Source organism: Pseudomonas azerbaijanoccidentalis, assembly GCF_019145495.1.
GTDB classification, from domain to species: Bacteria; Pseudomonadota; Gammaproteobacteria; order Pseudomonadales; family Pseudomonadaceae; genus Aquipseudomonas; species Aquipseudomonas azerbaijanoccidentalis.
This window is the reverse complement of record NZ_JAHSTU010000001.1, coordinates 946,668-965,681: the sequence shown is the minus strand read 5'-3', so window position 1 is coordinate 965,681 and position 19,014 is coordinate 946,668. Positions and strand designations below refer to the sequence as shown.

The window sequence follows — 19,014 nt, the reverse complement described above, 5'->3', positions numbered from 1 at the left end:
TTTAAGCATGTATAGCATTGGCGTTGACAGCTTGCACCAGCGTCGATTCATCGATCTGACCAATCGACGTCACCCCGGTCAACGTCATCGCCACGCGCATTTCCCTGGCGAAAATACCCAGCATGTTTTCCACCCCGCGCTGACCATCGGCCGCCAGTGCGTAAGCCATCGAACGCCCCAGCAAAACGCCTTTGGCACCGAGTGCCAGCATGCGCACAACGTCCAGCCCCGAACGGATGCCCGAATCGACCAGCACCGTCAGGTCATCGCCGATGGCCTGCTTGATGGGCGGCAATGCCTTGGTGGTCGAAAGCACGCCGTCCAGCTGCCGGCCTCCATGGTTCGACACGACAATGCCGTCGGCGCCGAAGCTCACGGCGTCCTTGGCATCCTGCGGATCGAGAATGCCTTTGATGATCATCGGACCTTTCCAGAAATCGCGAATCCATTCCAGATCGCTCCAGCTGATCGACGGGTCGAAATTGTTGGCCAGCCAGCCCATGTAGTCTTCGAGCGTCACAGCTTTGCCGAGGTATTTGGAGATGTTCCCCAGATCATGCGGGCGGCCCATGAGGCCGACGTTGAACGCCCAGTCGGGCCGAGTCATGGCCTGGAGCATGCGTCGCGATGACGCAAAGGGCCCGGACATACCCGAATGCGCATCACGGTAGCGGGCGCCGGGGGTGGGCATGTCGACAGTAAATACCAGGTTCTTCACCCCGGCAGCCTTTGCCCGCTCCAAGGCATTGCGCATGAAGCCGCGGTCCTTCAAGACGTACAGCTGAAACCAGATGGCTTGCTCGCTCTGCGCCACGACTTCTTCGATCGAACAGACCGAGACCGTGGACAGGCACAGGGGAATGCCCTTGTTTTGCGCCGCCTTCACCGCCTGCACTTCACCGCGGCGGGCGAACATGCCTGTCAGACCCACGGGCGCGAGGACGATCGGCATGGAAAGCGGTTGATCGAAGAGGGTGGTTTCAAGGCTCAGTGTTTCGACGTTTTTCAGGATGCGTTGGCGCAGGCTGATGCCGGTCAGGTCGGCGCTGTTGGCGCGCAGGGTGTGCTCTGCATAGGCGCCGCCATCAATGTAATCGAATAAAAAGCGTGGGAGTTTGCGACGTGCTGCCTCGCGATAATCGGATGCAGAGGAAATGATCATGCCGGTGCCTCGGTCGGGTGAGTGCTGTTGAGCCTTTGGATCAGATTAACCAAAACGCCCCGCTTGTGCGGGGCGTTTTTTTAGGGTGGCTGTCAGTTCTTGTCCAGATCCACGTTGCGCGTCTCACGCAGACAAATCATCCCAACCACCAGGCTCACCCCGGTGATCAGCACCGGATACCACAGCCCGTAGAAGATGTCCCCGGTGTACACCACCAGGGCAAACGACACGGTCGGCAGGAACCCGCCGAACCAGCCGTTGCCGATGTGGTAGGGCAGCGACATCGAGGTGTAGCGGATGCGGGTCGGGAACAGTTCGACCATCAATGCCGCCAACGGGCCGTAGCACATGGCCGAGATGATGATCAGCGCAACGATCAATGCCACGATCATCGGTTTGTTGATCTGCTGCATGTCAGCCTGTTGCGGGTAGCCGGCGAGGGTCACCGCGCCACGCAGGGCTGCCTCGTCGAAGCCGTCGATTTTCACGTCACCGACGCTGACTTGCACACCGCTGCCAGCCGGGGCCGCGGCGCTCTGGTAAGGCAGGCCTTGCTTGACCAGGAAGGTCTTGACCTTGTCGCACGGGCTGTCAAATTTCGCCTTGCCCACCGGGTCGAACTGGAAGGTGCAGGTGGCCGGGTCGGCCAGTACGGTGATCGGCGCCTGACGACTGGCCAGGTCGATGGCCGGGTTAGCGTAGTGGGCCAGGGTCTTGAAGATCGGGAAGTACAGCACCGTGGCCAGCAACAGGCCGAGCATCAGTATGGGTTTACGCCCGACCTTGTCCGACAGCCAGCCGAAGAAAATGAAGAATGGCGCGCCGATGGTCACGCTGACGATCAGCAGGCCGTTGGCCACGGCCGGGTCCATTTTCAGGAACTGGGTGAGGAAGAACAGTACGTAGAACTGCGCCGCATAGAAGGTCACGGCTTGCCCGGCGTTGATGCTGAACAGGGCGATCAGCACGACCTTGAGGTTTTCCCATTTGCCGAATGAATCACGGATCGGCGATTTGCAGAGCTTGCCTTCTTCCTTCATTTTCACGAAGGCCGGCGATTCGTGAAGGCTCAGGCGAATCCAGGTCGAAATGCCCAGCAGAATGATCGAAAACAGGAACGGAATGCGCCAGCCCCAGACTTCGAACTGATCACCCGTGAAGTAGCGGCAACCGAGCACCACCAGTAGCGACAACAACAGGCCGAGGGTAGCGGTGGATTGAATCCAGCTGGTATGGAAACCGCGTTTGCCAATGGGCGCGTGCTCTGCCACGTAAGTCGCGGCGCCGCCGTATTCACCGCCCAGGGCCAGCCCCTGGAGCATGCGCAACACGACGAGGATGATTGGCGCGGCGATGCCGATGCTGGCGTAGGTCGGCAGCTAGCCGACACAGAAGGTCGCCAGGCCCATGAGGACGATGGTTGCGAGGAAGGTGTATTTGCGTCCGATCATGTCCCCCAACCGACCGAACACCAAGGCACCGAACGGTCTGACGATGAACCCGGCGGCGAAGGCCATCAGGGCGAAAATGAACGCTGTGGTGTCGTTGACCCCGGCAAAAAACTGCTTGCTGATCACCGCCGCGAGGGCGCCATAAAGGAAAAAGTCATACCACTCGAACACCGTGCCGAGCGACGAGGCGAAGATGACTTTCTGGGTTTCCTGGCTGGTGCCGGCGCTGCGCACGGCTTCCAGGGGTTGAGCGTGTTCTGACATATCGGTATCCCTCACAGTGATTGTTTTTGTTGTTCCACTGATGTTGCGTATTCCTTGCAGGGGTGATGTTCGATGTCCGTGAAGCTAGTGATGTCCTTGTGTGAGCGGGCTTGCCCGCGATAGCGGTGGATCAGCCAGCATGAATGTTGAATGTCATACCGTCATCGCGGGCAAGCCCGCTCCCACAGGGTTGGTGTTTACAGCTATGTTGAGGATCAGCTGCGCCGCTTTCTCCGCAATCATCAGCGTAGGCGAACAGGTATTGCCCGAGGTGATGCGCGGCATGATCGAGGCGTCGGCGATGCGCAAACCGGGGATGCCGTGCACGCGCAGCTCGGCGTCGACCACGGCGTCGGCGTCATTGCCCATGCGGCACGTGCCGACCGGATGGAAAATCGTCGTGCCAATTCGCGCGGCGGCTTCGTGCAGTTGTTCTTCGTTTTGCAGGCGGTCACCGGGCAGGTATTCAACCGGTTTGAACGCCTTCAGGGCCGGGGCGGCGACGATGCGCCGGGTCAGGCGAATCGCATCGGCGGCGACCCGCAAATCTTCCGGGTGGCTCAGGTAATTAGGCTGTATCAGCGGCGCTTCCTGCGGGTTCACAGAGCGGATTTCCACCCGGCCACGGCTTTGCGGACGCAAGTCACACACCGACGCGGTGAACGCCGGGAACGGGTGTAGCGGTTCACCAAAACGCTCAAGCGACAGCGGTTGCACGTGGTATTCAAGGTTGGCCGAGGTCTGCTCCGGACCTGAGCGGGCGAACGCGCCGAGTTGGCTTGGCGCCATCGATAACGGGCCACTGCGGTCATACAGGTAACGCAGGCCCATGCCCATCTTGCCCCACAGGCTGCCGGCGATCTGATTGAGCGTGCGGGCGTTTTCCAGTTTGTAGATCAGCCGTAGTTGCAAGTGGTCCTGCAGATTGCCGCCGACGCCGGACAGCTCATGGGCGACGCCGATGCCCAGGCGTTGCAGCAGCGGGCGAGGGCCGATGCCGGAGCGTTGCAGAATGCTCGGTGAGCCCACGGAACCCGCGCACAGGACGATCTCCTTGCGTGCCTTGAACGTCTTCGCCTGGTTTTGCCAGCGGGCACTGACCGCTGATGCGCGGCCGTTTTCCAGTAATACGCGGTCGACTTCGACGCCGGTTAATACGGTCAGGTTGGGGCGGTTGCGGACCGGCTTGAGGAAGGCTTTCGCCGCGTTCCAGCGAATCCCGGCCTTTTGATTGACCTGGAAGTAACCGCAGCCTTCGTTGTCGCCCTGGTTGAAGTCATCGATGCTGGCGATGCCGCTTTGCTCGGCGGCGCTGCGGAAGGCATCGAGAATCGGCCATGACAAGCGCTGGCGTTCGACTCGCCAGTCGCCGCTGGCACCGTGAAACTCAGAGTCACCGGCAAAGTGGTTTTCGCTTTTCTTGAACAGCGGCAGCACGTCCTGCCAGCGCCACCCGGGATTGCCGTCGGCCGCCCAACCATCGTAATCGCCGGCCTGGCCGCGCATGTAGATCATGCCGTTGATGGACGAGCAGCCGCCCAGCACTTTGCCGCGCGGGTAACTCAGGGCGCGGCCTTGCAGGCCCGGTTGCGCTTCGGTCTTGAAGCACCAGTCGGTGCGCGGGTTGCCGATGCAGAACAGGTAACCCACAGGGATGTGAATCCATGCATAGTTGTCGCGACCACCGGCTTCGAGCAGCAGCACCCGGTGCTGCGGGTTGGCTGACAGCCGATTGGCCAGCAAACACCCGGCAGGTCCGGCCCCGACCACGATGTAATCGTATTCATCAAGGGAAGACTTCATCCCTGACCTCGTCTTGTTGTTCTTGTTGTCGGTCATCCTAGTTGTTAGCTTTCGTCAAAAGAATGTTAGTTTTTGCGCAGCGGCTGTGCGTTTTTAAACAACGACGACCTAAGGATGGACGATGTTCGACTGGAATGACCTACGGTTTTTTCTCGAGTTGCAGCGCAGCGGGCGTTTGCTCACCGCTGCCCGGCGTCTGAACACCACCCACGCCACCGTGGCGCGGCACATCGAGGCCATCGAAAAAAGTCTCGGTACTGCGTTGTTCGTGCAGCATGCCCAAGGTTATGAACTGACCCCGTCGGGCGAAGCGCTGCTCAAGCATGCCGAAGCGATGGAAAATGTCGCGCTGCTGGCCGAGGAAGAAATCACCCAGTCCACGGCGCCGCTTGGGAAAATCCGCGTGGGGGTCACCGAAGGGTTGGGCATCATGTTCCTGTCTTCGCGGATGAACGGCCTGTTCGAGCGCTATCCGGGGCTGGAAGTGGAGCTGGTGGCGGTGCCGCGGTTTGTCAGCATTCTCAACCGCGAGGCGGAGATCAGCATCCATCTCGAACGCCCATCGGCCGACATGCTGGTCACGCGAAAACTCACGGATTATCGCCTGGCGCTGTACGCCAGCCAGGACTACCTCGACCGCTCGCCAGCGCTGGGTAGCCGCGAAGACCTGGGGCGACACGCGTGGATTGGCTACGTCGACGACTTGCTGTTCAGCCAGGAACTGATGTTCCTCAACAGCTTCTGCCGCAACCCGCAGGTGGTCTTTCACAGCACCAGCGTTATCGCCCAGCAACAGGCGGCACGCGCAGGTTTGGGCATTGCCGTTTTACCGTGCTACATGGCGAGCGATGATCCCGGATTGGTGCCGCTGTTTCCCGATGAAAGCATTTTGCGCAGTTACTGGATCAGCACCCGCCGCGAGTTGCACAAGTCCGTGCGGTTGCGGGTGATGTGGGACTACGTGGTGGAGTTGTGTGAGCGCGAACAAGAATTGCTGCTCGGGCAGAACCCCGTGTAGGCGCTGCCGCAGGCTGCGATCTTTTGATCTTGTTCTTAAAAAAACGGAGTCAAAAGATCGCAGCCTGCGGCAGCTCCTATGGGAGGGGTTGTTCAGGGGAGAATTTCGAAGGCTGTGCTGGCCAGTTTTTCGCCGTTAACCATGATGTGCACGGCGTGGCGACCGGCGTAATGCCGGCGTGTGGTCAGCTCCTTGATGTGCTGGCCACGGCTCAGACGTTCCGTGCCATTACCGGGCAGCGTCAGGGCCTTGAGCTTGAACACCTTGGCCGAGGTGCTGCCGTTGGCTTTCACGTAGTCGATGGCGTAGTCGATCACCAGTCGCTGGCTGTCCGCGACCGTGGATTTGACGGCAAAGGACAGGGTGATTTTTTCCCCAAGGCCAATCGCTGGTGGGTTGATTTGCACATCGATGATCTCGACTTCAGGCTTGCCACCCGCGCCGATGATGGCCAACGCCCGCAGGTTGCCCTGTTTGATCAAGCTGCGCAGTGCATGTTTGGCGATCCATGCGGTGTGTGTGTTGTCCAGCGACCAGCCTTCGATCAGGTCCAGCACCCATTCGGGATGGTCCTTGGTGATGTCGTTGAGGTGGTTGGCCACCGACTTGCGCACGTAAAGGCTGCCGTCCGCCTTGAGGTTGTCGAGGATGTTCGAGGCCAGACGCGGGTCGGCCTGAACCTGTTCCAGGCGAAACGACCACGGCAGGCGTGGCCGGCAACCTTCGCTGGCCAGGCGCCGGACATGCTCGTTGTCGTCCAGTGACCAGTCGTGCATCAGCTTCAACGAGCGTTCGAGATCGCTGCGCAGGAAGTGGCGAATGGCAAATTCAGAAGAGCCGAAGGCTGTGAAGTACTTGAGCGCGTCCATCGACACATCGAAGCGATCCGCGCCGTAAGCCGCCACATACTGCGGCAGGCACATGCTGACGAAGCCGCTGTTAAGGCGCGGGGCGAGAGCGCGCAACAGTTCAAGCGATGCTTCGTAACCCAGTGGCAACACCGCATGCAGGCATTCGCTGACGCGGGCCATGCGTTGCATCACCGACAGATCCGCCAGGCCGGTCTTGGCCAGTTTGAGGAAGGCTTCGGCATCGAACGCGGGATAGACCGCCGTCATTTCGGTGGCGATGTGCAGGAGGCGTTCGGCGTTGAAGATTTCCTTGAGGGCGGGGGCGGATTGTTCGGCTGCCATTGGGGGTCCTTTAAGTTCGTTATTGATCCGATACGCCGCGTTATCGTTCATCGCGGGCAAGCCCGCTCCCACAGGAGATGTGTGAGCGACACACAATCAATGTGGGAGCGAGCTTGCTCGCGATGACTTTCTTACAGACTACTCAATTTTTTTCCGCCTGCTCTTCCAGCTGATCCGACTCAAACAACCTCGCCAGTTCCGCCCGTGCTTCCTGTGCCGTCTGCTTGACCTTCACCGCGTCGTCGTAAATTGCGTGCTGGGCTTCGAGCACCTGTTCGTCGTGATGCTTGAAACGCTGGATCCGCGCGTCGGCCTGGGCCGGGGTCAAGCCCAGGCCGATCAGCGTTTGTCGGCTCATTTCCAGGCTGGAATAGAAGGTCTCACGCACCGCGTGGGCCCCCACATCCACCAGCCGGTGTACGTGTTGACGGTTACGTGCGCGGGCGATGATTTTGATGTGCGGATAAAGCTTGTGCACCAGTTCGGCAGTCTTGATGTTGGTGTCGGGATCGTCGGTGGCGATGACAAAGAACTCGGCTTCCCCGACCTTGGCTGCGCTGAGGATTTCCGGGCGCATCGGGTCGCCGTAAAACACCGGTACGCCACCGAAGCTGCGCGACAGCTCGATGGTTTCCACCGAAGTGTCGAGGGCCACGAACTTGATGTTCTGCGCCCGCAGGATACGCGCCACAATCTGGCCCATCCGGCCCATGCCGGCGATCACTACGCGGGGTTCATCGGCGTCGATTTCGCGAAACTTCTCTGGCACGACTACCGGTTGCACTTTGGGGCTCACCATACGCGCACATACCAACAGCAACAGAGGCGTCAGCGCCATGGACAGGGTGATCGCCAGCACCAGCAAATCGTACAGCCGCGGGTCGAACAGCCCATGGTCACGGCCGATCTTGAACACCACAAAGGCAAACTCACCGCCGGCGGCGAGCACAATGCCGAGGCGAATCGCGCTGACCTTGTTCAAGGCACCGGCCAGGCGACCAACGATAAAGAGCAGCGGCAACTTCACGGCGATCAGCAAGACCGTCAGACCCAGCACCACGATGGGCTCGCGCAGCAACAGGCCGAGGTTCGCGCCCATGCCCACGCTCATGAAGAACAGTCCCAGCAGCAGTCCCTTGAATGGTTCGATCTGCGATTCCAGCTCATGGCGGTATTCCGAGTCCGCCAGCAGCAGGCCGGCCAGAAAGGCGCCGAGGGCCATGGAAATGCCCGCCAGATCCATCAACCACGCAGTGCCCATCACCACCAGCAAAGCCGTTGCGGTGGACACTTCCGGCAGGCCGCTTTTGGTCACTATGCGGAACACCGGGCGCAGCAGGTAGCGCCCGCCGATCACCACAATGGCAATGCTGACCAGCACACGCAGGCCCTGATTGACATCGTCGGCGGCAGTGGTGTTTTGATCACTGCCGGCCAGCAGCGGCACCATGGCAATCAACGGGATCGCGGCAATGTCCTGGAACAACAGAATCGCAAAGGCCAGGCGCCCGTGGGGGCTGGTCAGTTCCTTGCGCTCCGCCAGGCTCTGCAAGCCGAACGCGGTGGACGACAGGGCCAGGCCCAGGCCGAGCACGATCGCACTGTTCAACGGTTGCCCGAACACATACAGCGCCAGCACGCCGAGCACTGTACCCGTCAGCAGCACCTGCGCCAGACCGACGCCGAACACCGACTTGCGCATCACCCACAAGCGCCGCGGCGACAACTCAAGGCCAATGACAAACAGCAGCAGGACCACGCCGAGTTCCGAGATGTGAGCAACGCTCTCCGGGTTGGTGACAAATCCCAGCACGGATGGGCCGATCATCACCCCCGCAAACAGATAACCCAGCACCGCGCCCAATTGCAGGCGCTTGGCGAGGGGAACGGTGAGCACGGCCGCGAGCAGAAATACGACTGCGGCTTGCAACAGACTGCCTTCATGGGGCATGGCGAAAACTCCATCAACTCGGTACGGCGGGGGGCGACAAGGATAAAGGCTCGGCCCGGTCGCGTCAGCATAGCGCTTGAACTTAGTTGTTACATTTTGCATTAATTGGTTACATTTATAGAATAAGCGGATCAATCTGATCCGAGCGCCGAGTTCGCCCCATGGCCATCAATTTCGACCTTAACGATCTGCAAGCCTTCCGCGCCGTGGTCGAGCAAGGCAGCTTTCGCAAGGCTGCCGACACGGTACGCATCTCCCAGCCCGCCCTGAGCCGGCGCATTGAAAAACTCGAGGATGCCCTTGGTGTCCGGTTGTTCGAGCGCACCACCCGCAAGGTCAGCCTGACGCAGGCCGGGCGCGGCTTCATGCCGAGCGTCGAGCGCTTGCTGGACGATCTCGACGTGGCGTTGCTGGGCATCAGCGAAGTGGCCTCGACGCGGCTGGGCCATGTCACCGTGGCTTGCGTACCGTCGGCAGCGTATTACTTCATGCCGAGGGTCATCGCGCATTACCACCGGCAGTTTCCGCGGATCAAGGTCAAAGTGCTCGACTCCAGTGCCCATGAGGTGCTGAGTGCGGTGGTCAATGGCGAAGCGGATTTCGGCCTGAGTTTCATGGGCACGCTGGAGGCCGAAGTGGATTTTGAGCCGTTGGTGCAGGAAGGTTACGTGGTCGCTTGCCGGCGCGATCATCCATTGGCGAGCCGCAAAAGCGTGACGTGGGACGAGTTCTATCAGCAGGATTACATTTCGCTGGACAAGACCTCGGGTAACCGGTTTTTGCTCGATCAGGCGTTGACCGGCGTGGTGCCGCAGCGCCCAAGCATCTGCGAAACCCGGCATGTGACGACCATGATCGGTCTTGTTGAGGCGGGGCTCGGGGTGGCGGCGGTGCCGTTGATGGCGATGCCGGCAGCGGACCACCCGATTCTGACGCGGGTGCCGCTGACCGATCCGCAGGTAATGCGCAGCGTTGGCTTGATCAAACGCCGGGGTCGCACCCTGACCCCGGCAGCCCTTGAACTGGAACGGCTGGTGGTGGAAATGAAAGTTCAGCCACCCACGGTCAGCGGCTGACCGAATCCAGGCCGGTGGCTTTGACGTCCGCTTGCGCCTGGGCCGATGCCATGTACGCCAGCAATGCCTTGGCCTGCGCCGGGTGTTTCGCGCCGACCGGGATGCCGGCGGCGAAACGGGTCACCGACTGCACCGATTCCGGAATCTTCGCGACAAAACTTACCCCTGGCACCGGCAGCAGTTCGCTGACCTGCTGGAAGCCCAACTGATAGTCGCCGGTGGCAATCACCGAACCCACAGGGATTTTCGGCACCATCGTCGACTTGGCTTTAAGCTGGTCTTCGATCCCCAGCCGCTTGAACAACTGCTGCTCGATGTACACGCCACTGGCGCTGTCGGAATACGCCACGGAGCGGGCGTCGAGCAGGGTCTTTTTCAGGCTGTCGACCGAGCTGATATCCGGCTTCGGCGCCCCTTCGCGCACCACCAGGCCAATACGTGAATCCGCCAGTTCGACCCGCGATGCCGGGTCGACCTTGCCTTGCTTGATCAACTCGTCGAGCGCATAGCCAACCATGATCACCACGTCGGCTTGTTCACCGCGAGCCAGGCGATTGGGGATCGCCTCCGGGGCTTTGCCCATGGATGGGCCGAGGGCGGTGTCGAGGGTGTTGCCGGTGGAAGCGGCGAATTTCGGGCCGAGGATCTTGTACGCGGCGGTGAAACCACCGGACGTCATCACGCGTATCTCTTCGGCTTGGGCGGCGGTGCTCAAGGCGAGGCTGACGAGCAAGCCCAGTGCAGCAACGTTGAATAGCTTTTTCATGGCGTTTCTCTAATCAGGCAGGTTCACGAAAGGACAGGTTGCAGGCGACCGCTGGCGCGGCGGTAGAGGTACAGCGTCGCGCACAACGCACAGAGCGCGGCGAAACTCATCCAGTAGCCGGGCGCGGCTTTGTCGCCGCTGTACTGGATCAGGAACGTCGACATCGCCGGGGTGAATCCGCCAAACACGGCCGTGGCCAGGCTGTAGGCCAAAGAGAAACCCGCGACCCGCACTTCAACCGGCATGATTTCCGTCAGCGCCGGAATCATCGCGCCGTTGTATAGGCCATAAATGAACGAAAGCCACAGCAGCACCAGCAGCATGTTGATGAAGCTCGGTGCCTGCACCAGGTACGACAGCGCTGGATAGGTCGTGGCCAGCGCCAGCAGGGCCATGGCGATCAGCACCGGACGACGACCGACGCGGTCGGAGAGGGCGCCGCCAATCGGTAGCCAGAAGAAATTCGACACGCCCACCAGCAGGGTGACTAACAACGCATCGGACGTGCTCAGGTGCAGCACGGTTTTGCCGAAGGTCGGCGCGTACACCGTGATCAGGTAAAACGCCGTGGTGGTCAGGGCAACCATCATCATCCCGGCAAACACGATCACCCAGTTCTGCGCCAGTGTGCGGAACACCTCGCCCATGCTCGGGCGGGTTTTGCGGGCGGCGAACTCTTCGGTCTCTTCCAGGTTACGGCGCAGGAAGAAAATGAACGGCACGATCATGCAACCGACGAAAAACGGAATCCGCCAGCCCCAGTCGGCAATCTCCGACGGCGCCAGCCATTGGTTCAAGCCATAGCCCAACGCTGCCGCGACGATGATCGCCACTTGCTGGCTGGCTGACTGCCAACTAGTGAAAAAGCCTTTGTTGCCCGGCGTGGCGATCTCCGAGAGGTAGACCGAGACACCGCCCATTTCCGCACCGGCTGAAAACCCTTGCAGCAACCGGCCAATCAGCACCAGCGCCGGGGCGAACAGGCCGATGGTTTCGTACCCGGGCACCAGCACAATCAGAATCGTGCCGCTGGCCATGATTGATAGGGTGACGATCAGCCCTTTGCGCCGACCCACATCATCGATGTATGCACCCAGCACCACGGCGCCCAGCGGACGCATCAGGAAACCGGCGCCGAACACGGCGAATGTCATCATCAACGAGGCGAACTCGCTGCTGGCCGGGAAGAAAACCGCAGCGATCTGTGTGGCGTAGAAGCCGAAAAGGAAGAAGTCGAACTGTTCGAGGAAGTTACCCGAGGTGACCCGGAAAATAGCGCTGGCGCGAGAACGTCCGCGCGGGATTGAGGCTGTCATCGATAAATACTCCACCGCTTTTATGACGTGCGCTGCCTGGTCGCGGCGCACGGTTCTTATTGGGGCGAATGGTGGAGCAGGGGGATCGATATGTTAATTGCATAGTTGGCATGTATTGATGCGTGAGGCGGATCAATGCTTTGTGATGGGGGATCATTCGACCCGGCTATGAGCTGATATCTACCACCCAAACAGTACTGGTTATTCCCACTGCGCTTGGCTGCATACATCGCCAGGTCCGCGATGTGGATCAAGCGGTCCATACATGATCGGGGAACACCGCGATCAGAGGCGGCAATGGTTGCCATCCGCGGAAAAATCTGGGAAAACGGCGCCCATCAAGCCGTTGGGCGAATGAGCATACGAGTGAATTTAATGAATGACGAGTTGCAGGTAATCGAACTTCAGGCGGGTGAAGGTAAAGCTGCCGTCAAAGGCGCATTGATCACCACCCAATACCGTGGCTGGCTGGAAGATGGCACTGAGTTCGACTCTTCCTACAGTCGCGGCAAGGCTTTTCAGTGTGTGATTGGCACTGGTCGGGTGATCAAGGGTTGGGACCAGGGCCTCATGGGGATGCAGGTTGGCGGTAAGCGCAAATTAATGGTGCCGGCGCACTTGGCCTATGGCGAACGCACGATGGGCAAGATCCCGCCGAATTCGAACCTGATTTTTGAAATCGAGCTGCTGGAAGTACTGACGCGGGATGATTGAACCGGGCACGGAAGTCACTCGTAGCAGCTGCCGAAGGCTGCGTTCGGCTGCGCAGCAGTCGTAAAGCCAGAGCTCGCGGATTAACACCCACGCCGGATCTATGACTGCTTCGCAGCCGAACGCAGCCTTCGGCAGCTGCTACTTTGGGCGGTTGTGATGTAGGGGGGGGTTACAGCAGCTGTCCCGTATCCCAAAGGTGTACCAGCTCTCCCGGCGCCTGATCTTCCGGGACTTTGAGCACCATCTGGTCTTCCTGCTCGCCCAGCCGGTAATTCACCTCTATTTGATAAAAGCGCTGGTCGCCACGCCCGGACACGCTGCTGTCCAGCGTCAGGCAACCCTCCAGTACCGAGCAAATGCGCGTGCGCTGGCTGATGTCGCATTGCGCGAATTCAATTTCCCGTGGGCGGCTCAAGGCGTGAATCGGCGCGAAACCGCCCTGGCGGGAGAGGCGAACGCGGGCGTCGTCGCCCAATGTTGGCAGGGTCTTCATAGGGTCTCCGTGATGTCGATGCCTGTTTGAGCCCAGCCTTGGCGTACGGCCTCGACTTCTCGCGTTCCGAAGCGTTGGCCAGCATGGTCGACGGTCAGTCGGGCGAACGCATCGAAACTGGCGTCCGGGGCCAGGCGTTTGTCGCACAGGGCGTCGTACCAGATTACTCCGGCTTTCTTCCAGGCGAACCCGCCAAGTGCTCTGGCCGCCAGATAAAATGCGCGATTGGGAATGCCAGAGTTGATGTGCACGCCGCCATTGTCCTCCTGAGTGATGACGAATTTACGCATGTGATCCGGTTGCGGATCCTTGCCCAGCAGCGGGTCGTCGTAGGCCGTGCCCGGATGGGACATCGAGCGCAGGCCCCGACCCTTGACCTTCGCGGTCAGCAAGTCAGCCCCGATCAGCCAGTCCGCCTGCTCGACGGTGTGGCCCAGGACGAACTGTTTGGTGAGGATGCCGAACACATCCGACAGCGACTCGTTCAAGGCACCGGACTGGTTGGCGTAGATCAGCCCGGCTGTGCTTTCGGTGACGCCATGGGCGAGTTCATGGGCGACCACATCGAGCGAGCGGGTGAAGCGCTGGAAGATTTCCCCATCGCCGTCGCCGAAGACCATTTGCGCACCATTCCAAAAGGCGTTTTCGTAGCCTTGGCCGTAATGCACGCTGCCGACCAGGGCAAATCCCTTGTTATCAATCGAGTCGCGACCCAGGACTTTCCAGAAGAAATCATAACTGGCACCCAGCGCGTCGTAGGCTTCATCGACGGCGGCATCGCCGGTGGCCGGCTGGCCTTCCAGCCGCACCGGCATACCCGGCAACAGCATTTTGTTCTGCGCGTCGTGCAGGCTGCGCTGGACCACGCCCGGCTTTCCGGGCGACGGCAGAATCGCCCGCTCCGGTGGCCGCGATGGCGGCCCGGGATTGGGCAGCAGGTTTTGCACGTGCTGCAGGGTGATCATCGCCGCCGTGCGCTGCGGCTCCGAACCGTGGGCAATGATGCGGTTGAGAATGTAGGGCGGGATGAAACTGCGCAGTGCTCGAGGGTCGGTCATCAGTGCATCCCTGGCGTGATTGCGGTCGATACTGATGTGATCCGGGCACCGCGCCTTCGGTTCCGTGGCGGGCAGTAACGAGTGTGATGCGCTTGGCAATCAGCAACGTTTATCAGGCTGTCGGCAGATCCTTGAAGAGTGGCACCCGGCCGTTGAGGGAAGGACGGTACCGCCATTCCAAGTGATCCAGCACAGGATTTACCGCCAGTATTTGCCTGACTGAAGCGATCGCGATACTCAAGGCCAGCGCCTGTCCTGGACATTGATGGGAGCCTGCGCCGAACGTGAAGCTGCGGCGGTCCGGGCGCTCGACTGTGAAGGTGTCAGGATCGTCATTGAGCTGCGGATCGCGATTGGCCGACGCTAGAAGCACCAGGATCACATCACCAGGATCAAGGCTCACACCTTCGATTTCGCAAGGCGCGGCAACAAAGCGACGGGTGTTCTGCACCGAGGGGTCGAACCGTTGAACCTCCGCGATCAGGTCACCGAGAGGAAGCGTATCGCGCCGTAGCGACGGGTTTTGCATGAGCGCCAGAATAACGTTGCCGATCAATCCGGCGGTGGCGTCGTAAGTTTGGGAGAACAGGCCGATCAGGTTGGCAACCAGCAATTCAGACGGTGCAGATGCCGAGGCAAAGCGCTGGCGGATGCCGGCAAGCAGGGGGCTTGGGTCGGCCTGTTCATCCAGCAATTCGATAAAGTAACCGCTCAGTTGCTCGGCGGCAGCATGGGCGCAGGCCAGTTGTGCTGGAGTGCTGAGCGGTGACAGGCAGGCGACGAAGTCGGCAATCAACTCGGCCATGATGCGGCCCTGTGCTGGGGAAAAACCCAGCAGTGCCGCCACCACACAGACCGGGCCGCGGAACATGGCGGCCTGTATCCCCTCAGCACCCGGGGTGATCAAGCGCGCGGCAACCAAGGTCTCGACTTCCTGCGCGTCGATCATTTGCAGCCCGGGTGCTATCGCCGAGCGGGGGCAGCGTTGCCGCTCGCCTTCGTTCATCCGCATCAATTGGCCAAACACCTTGCCGGCGAAACCTTCGGCAATGGCCTTGGGCACGGGTTCGGTCGCTGGCCGCACGTGGCAGTCAGGATGCGCCAGCACCGCGGCCACCGCGCGGGCGCTGCTGGCGACCCACAGTCTCAGGCCCTCGTGAAAAACCAGCCCGCCTTCGGCGCGCAGTTGTGCGTAGTAGGGATACGGATCGGTATGGGTTGCAGCGATGATCGGGTCCATGGTCACAGCCTTTTGTTGTTGGAAAGTATTGCTACTATCTCCAGTCCAAACTGCTGTTGATTCGTCCGGGAGCGAAGTATGAACGCAGAACAGCACGACATCGGTGTGTCGCAGGTGGCGGCGGCCATCGCGGAACCGGCGCGGACCAAAATCCTCTGCTCCTTGATGGACGGCCACGCCCGCACCAGCACCGAATTGGCGGCGATTGCCGAAGTCAGCGCCTCTACTGCCAGCGCCCACTTAGCCAAACTCAAGGAGCTGGCGCTGGTCCGCCTGCACGTTCAGGGCCGTCATCGCTACTACAGCCTGGCGGACAGACGTGTGGCCCAGGCCCTGGAAGCGTTGATGGTGATCGGCCAAAACACCGCGCCGAGCTTCCAGACGCGGACCCCGGATCGCCTGCAATTCGCCCGCACCTGCTACGATCACATGGCCGGCACGCTGGCGGTACTGCTGCATGACCGGATGATCGAGGCGGGATGGTTGCTGGAGGTAGACGAACAGGTCTACCGCTTGAGCGATAGCGGCGAAAAGTTGTTTGAAGGATTGGGTATTGAAGTGAGGGATCTGGCCGCAGTGCGCCGTCGCTTTGCCTGCCCGTGCCTGGACTGGAGCATGCGCCGACCCCATTTGGGCGGAGCGTTGGGCGCGGCTTTATTACAAACGGTGATCAAGCGTAAATGGCTGACCCAGGATCTGGACAGTCGGGCTCTGGCGCTGACCACCCTGGGTCGCAAGGAGATCAGCGCACGCTTTGGGTTGAAGGTGCCGGTGTCAGGCGATCATTCGGAAATAAACTCCAAAGAACATCATGTAAGTGTTTCTATCTATTGATATTTAAAGAATTATTATTTGATTGTGTAGCCGCTGTCGACTACCCAGTCCTGGCCGATGACATTGCGCGCACCGTTGCTGAGTTGAAACACAATCACGTCGGCGACGGCGCCAGCTTCCAGGAATTGACCGCCGGACAGCCGGAGATTGACCGCGTTGGCCACATCGTTGAGCTCTTCGTTTTTCAGTCCCAGAGTGCCCCAGATCGGCGTGGCGGTCGGACCCGGTGACACGGTGTTGATGCGAATGCCCTGGGGCGCCAGTTCGACCGCCAGGGTGCGGGCGTGGTGGATCAGCGCCGCTTTCGAGGCGATGTAAGCGGCCAGGCCTGGAAACGTCACTTGCGCCAGGAAGGTACCAATGAACACCACCGAGGCAGTTGCCGCCAGTTGCCCGCGCAGGCAGGCCAGCGTATTCAGTGCACCGGCACCGTTGACTGCCCATTGCCGGTCGAACGCCGCCAGATCGAGCCCCTCGGCCAGTTCTGCAATGCCAGCGTTCGGCACCAGATAACTCACCGGTCCCATGCTCGCAGCCTGTTTGGCCAGCCGCGCCAGATCGTCGGGTTGGGTCACATCACCCGCTACCCACGAAAGCTGTGTCGTGAAGCGTTCTGCCAATTCACCAAGGCCACCGATCTGGCGTGACATTGCCAATACGCGTGCACCCTGTACCAACAACCGTTCGGTGACGGCCAGGCCGATGCCCGAACTGGCACCGGTGACGACGGCGAGACGATCCTGAAACGTAGTGTTCATTAAGGAGTTCCTTTTTGGTCAGTGAGCTTTTCGCAGGTCATGTACCAAAAAGCGGGCCAATGTGAAGAGGCTTGCAGCGTGGGCACTTCAGCTAGGGTGTGGTTATTTTGACTAGATAGGTTTGTTGTCATTAAGACGTTTTTTGGTCTTTTTGACTGGATGGTAAATTCAGAATTTACAATGGCTTACGGCGTGCTTTGAATCCGTGATCTGTTTAAAAGAAATGAAACTGGGTCTGTTTTTTGCCGCAGATTTTCAGTAGCGTCGGTGCAACTCACCTTTCAATCAAGCATTCCTGACAGGAACACCATGGCGTCTTTCAATGAATTCCGGGAGATGGTTCAACAGCTGGATGCTGCTTACCGACACTGGACCGGCGTACGATTGCCTGCGCCGGACTCGCTGAGCGAAGACCAGCGGCTGGCCTGGCTGCATAGCCACGCACCTTATGCTTTGCTGGCCCACGGCACTGAGGCCGATCCGCTGTTTTACTACGCCAACGAGCAGGCCCTCGCCAGTTTCAAATACCCGCGCGATCAGTTCATCGGCATGCCTTCGCGGTTCAGTGCTTCACCGCTGGACCGGGAAATGCGCCAGACCCTTCTGGAGCAAGTCACGGCCAAGGGCATTGCCCACGGCTACAGCGGTTATCGGGTAGACCGCGCGGGGCAAGCGTTCATGATTCATCAAGGCAGTGTCTGGACGTTGCTGGACGAAGCGGGTGTTCGTTGTGGTCAGGCGGCGCTGTTCTGGCCAGACCCGGAGCGCCTGGGGCAACTCGACTAGGTTCGTCTGTCGATCAGGCAAAAAAAATCGCCGCTTTCGAGTACCGAAAGCGGCGATTTTTATTGGGCGAGGGCGTCAGGTCAAACCTTGACGATCCAGCCCGCTGGCGCTTCGATGTCGCCGGTTTGCACGCCGGTCAGCTCTTTGTAGAGCTTCTGGGTGATCGGGCCGACTTCGGTTTCACTGTGGAACACGTGCAGGTGGTCGTTGTAGCTGATGCCGCCGATTGGCGTGATTACGGCAGCAGTGCCGCAAGCGCCGGCTTCCTTGAAGTCTGCCAGTTTGTCGATCAGCACGTCGCCTTCAACCACTTCCAGGCCCAGACGGGTCTTGGCCAGTTCGATCAGCGACAGGCGGGTGATACCCGGCAGGACCGATGGCGAGTTCGGGGTGACGAACTTGTTGTCGTGGGTGATCCCGAAGAAGTTGGCCGAACCGACTTCCTCGATCTTGGTGTGGGTCATCGGATCCAGGTAGATGGCGTCGGCGAAGTTGGCTTTCTTGGCCTTGGAGCCCGGCATCAGGCTGGCGGCGTAGTTGCCACCGACCTTGGCGGCACCGGTGCCTTGTGGCGCGGCGCGGTCGTAGCTGGAGATCTGGAAGTTGTGCGGGGTCAGGCCGCCCTTGAAGTAGGCGCCGACCGGAATGCAGAAGATCGAGAAGATGAACTCGGGCGCGGTGCGCACGCCGATGTTGTCACCCACGCCGATCACGAACGGGCGCAGGTACAGCGCGCCGCCGGTGCCGTAAGGCGGGATGAAGCGCTCGTTGGCGCGAACCACTTCTTTACAGGCTTCGATGAACTGCTCGGTGTCGACCAGCGGCATCAGCAGGCGTGCACAGCTGCGCTGCATGCGCAGGGCGTTCTGGTCCGGGCGGAACAGGTTGATCGAGCCGTCCTTGCAACGATAGGCCTTCATGCCTTCGAAGCACTGCTGGCCATAGTGAAGGGCCGTGGAGCCTTCGCTGATGTGCAGCACGTTATCTTCGGTCAGGGTGCCTTTGTCCCACTCGCCATTGCGGAAATACGACAAATAGCGCTTGTCGGTCTTGATGTAGTCAAAACCCAGCTTGTCCCAATTGATGCTTTCGTTACCCATGACACCCTCTATCACTGAACAACCGTCGAAA

16 protein-coding genes and 1 pseudogene are annotated in these 19,014 nt (G+C 60.3%); 5 read left to right on the top strand and 12 right to left on the bottom strand.

The genetic code is table 11. The features are described 5' to 3' along the window. Window position 1: 1 nt before the first annotated feature. The 3 genes and pseudogenes from lldD to KVG88_RS03975 all read right to left on the bottom strand — a co-directional run bounded on the left by lldD (window position 2) and on the right by KVG88_RS03975 (window position 4,680). Entirely contained in the window at window positions 2-1,162 is a 1,161-nt protein-coding gene (gene lldD / locus KVG88_RS03985) for an FMN-dependent L-lactate dehydrogenase LldD (RefSeq protein ID WP_217870394.1), read from the bottom strand. A gap of 92 nt (window positions 1,163-1,254) precedes the next feature. After that, window positions 1,255-2,877, bottom strand: a pseudogene (locus tag KVG88_RS03980) (MFS transporter). 153 nt (window positions 2,878-3,030) lie between these two features. Continuing rightward, the gene (locus KVG88_RS03975; RefSeq protein ID WP_217870393.1) at window positions 3,031-4,680 is read right to left on the bottom strand and encodes a GMC family oxidoreductase; all 1,650 of its coding nucleotides are present in this window, start codon (window positions 4,678-4,680) and stop codon (window positions 3,031-3,033) included. A gap of 121 nt (window positions 4,681-4,801) precedes the next feature. Between KVG88_RS03975 and KVG88_RS03970 the strand changes: the two genes are divergently transcribed. Next, window positions 4,802-5,698 (top strand): LysR family transcriptional regulator, encoded by an 897-nt coding sequence (locus KVG88_RS03970; protein WP_150704590.1) that lies wholly within the window; start codon window positions 4,802-4,804, stop codon window positions 5,696-5,698. 92 nt (window positions 5,699-5,790) lie between these two features. Here KVG88_RS03970 and KVG88_RS03965 read toward each other — a convergent pair whose 3' ends face one another. Then, window positions 5,791-6,891: a DNA alkylation repair protein gene (locus tag KVG88_RS03965; protein ID WP_217870392.1), complete on the bottom strand. Its 1,101-nt coding sequence runs from the start codon at window positions 6,889-6,891 to the stop codon at window positions 5,791-5,793. A 142-nt stretch (window positions 6,892-7,033) separates the two neighbouring features. Further along, a complete protein-coding gene (locus KVG88_RS03960) occupies window positions 7,034-8,842 on the bottom strand; it encodes a monovalent cation:proton antiporter-2 (CPA2) family protein (RefSeq protein WP_217870391.1) in 1,809 nt (602 codons plus the stop codon). Window positions 8,843-9,003: 161 nt separating this feature from the next. Here KVG88_RS03960 and KVG88_RS03955 point away from each other — a divergent pair, with 161 nt between their 5' ends. After that, window positions 9,004-9,918, top strand: coding sequence for a LysR family transcriptional regulator (locus tag KVG88_RS03955; protein ID WP_150704593.1), 915 nt, complete (start codon window positions 9,004-9,006; stop codon window positions 9,916-9,918). On the opposite strand, the gene KVG88_RS03950 is transcribed toward KVG88_RS03955, so the two are convergent. Both KVG88_RS03950 and KVG88_RS03945 read right to left on the bottom strand, forming a co-directional pair. Continuing rightward, window positions 9,908-10,684: a substrate-binding domain-containing protein gene (locus tag KVG88_RS03950; protein ID WP_217870390.1), complete on the bottom strand. Its 777-nt coding sequence runs from the start codon at window positions 10,682-10,684 to the stop codon at window positions 9,908-9,910. The genes KVG88_RS03955 and KVG88_RS03950 overlap by 11 nt on opposite strands. A 23-nt stretch (window positions 10,685-10,707) precedes the next feature. Further along, window positions 10,708-12,000: an MFS transporter gene (locus tag KVG88_RS03945; RefSeq protein WP_217870389.1), complete on the bottom strand. Its 1,293-nt coding sequence runs from the start codon at window positions 11,998-12,000 to the stop codon at window positions 10,708-10,710. A 375-nt stretch (window positions 12,001-12,375) separates the two neighbouring features. Between KVG88_RS03945 and KVG88_RS03940 the strand changes: the two genes are divergently transcribed. After that, window positions 12,376-12,714, top strand: coding sequence for an FKBP-type peptidyl-prolyl cis-trans isomerase (locus tag KVG88_RS03940; RefSeq protein ID WP_217870876.1), 339 nt, complete (start codon window positions 12,376-12,378; stop codon window positions 12,712-12,714). Between the two features lie 169 nt (window positions 12,715-12,883). Here the strand turns inward: KVG88_RS03940 and KVG88_RS03935 are convergent, their stop codons facing one another. From KVG88_RS03935 to KVG88_RS03925, 3 genes are all read right to left on the bottom strand, one after another. Next, a complete protein-coding gene (locus KVG88_RS03935; RefSeq protein WP_217870388.1) occupies window positions 12,884-13,207 on the bottom strand; it encodes a protealysin inhibitor emfourin in 324 nt (107 codons plus the stop codon). Then, window positions 13,204-14,265, bottom strand: a complete 1,062-nt coding sequence (locus KVG88_RS03930; protein ID WP_217870387.1) for a M4 family metallopeptidase — start codon at window positions 14,263-14,265, stop codon at window positions 13,204-13,206. Before KVG88_RS03930 ends, KVG88_RS03935 begins: the two co-directional genes overlap by 4 nt. Window positions 14,266-14,377: 112 nt before the next feature. Continuing rightward, window positions 14,378-15,505 carry a cytochrome P450 gene (locus KVG88_RS03925; RefSeq protein ID WP_217870386.1) on the bottom strand — a complete coding sequence of 376 codons (1,128 nt, stop codon included), beginning with the start codon at window positions 15,503-15,505 and terminating at the stop codon, window positions 14,378-14,380. 78 nt (window positions 15,506-15,583) lie between these two features. On the opposite strand from KVG88_RS03925, the gene KVG88_RS03920 reads away from it, so the two are divergent. Next, complete coding sequence (locus KVG88_RS03920) at window positions 15,584-16,339, top strand: ArsR/SmtB family transcription factor (protein WP_217870385.1); 756 nt, start codon at window positions 15,584-15,586, stop codon at window positions 16,337-16,339. A 14-nt stretch (window positions 16,340-16,353) separates the two neighbouring features. Here the strand turns inward: KVG88_RS03920 and KVG88_RS03915 are convergent, their stop codons facing one another. Further along, the gene (locus KVG88_RS03915; RefSeq protein WP_150704603.1) at window positions 16,354-17,097 is read right to left on the bottom strand and encodes an SDR family NAD(P)-dependent oxidoreductase; all 744 of its coding nucleotides are present in this window, start codon (window positions 17,095-17,097) and stop codon (window positions 16,354-16,356) included. Between the two features lie 309 nt (window positions 17,098-17,406). Here KVG88_RS03915 and KVG88_RS03910 point away from each other — a divergent pair, with 309 nt between their 5' ends. Further along, window positions 17,407-17,883 carry an MEKHLA domain-containing protein gene (locus tag KVG88_RS03910; protein ID WP_217870384.1) on the top strand — a complete coding sequence of 159 codons (477 nt, stop codon included), beginning with the start codon at window positions 17,407-17,409 and terminating at the stop codon, window positions 17,881-17,883. Window positions 17,884-17,963: 80 nt separating this feature from the next. Here KVG88_RS03910 and KVG88_RS03905 read toward each other — a convergent pair whose 3' ends face one another. Then, window positions 17,964-18,983 (bottom strand): branched-chain amino acid aminotransferase, encoded by a 1,020-nt coding sequence (locus KVG88_RS03905; RefSeq protein ID WP_150704605.1) that lies wholly within the window; start codon window positions 18,981-18,983, stop codon window positions 17,964-17,966. Between the last annotated feature and the right edge of the window lie 31 nt (window positions 18,984-19,014).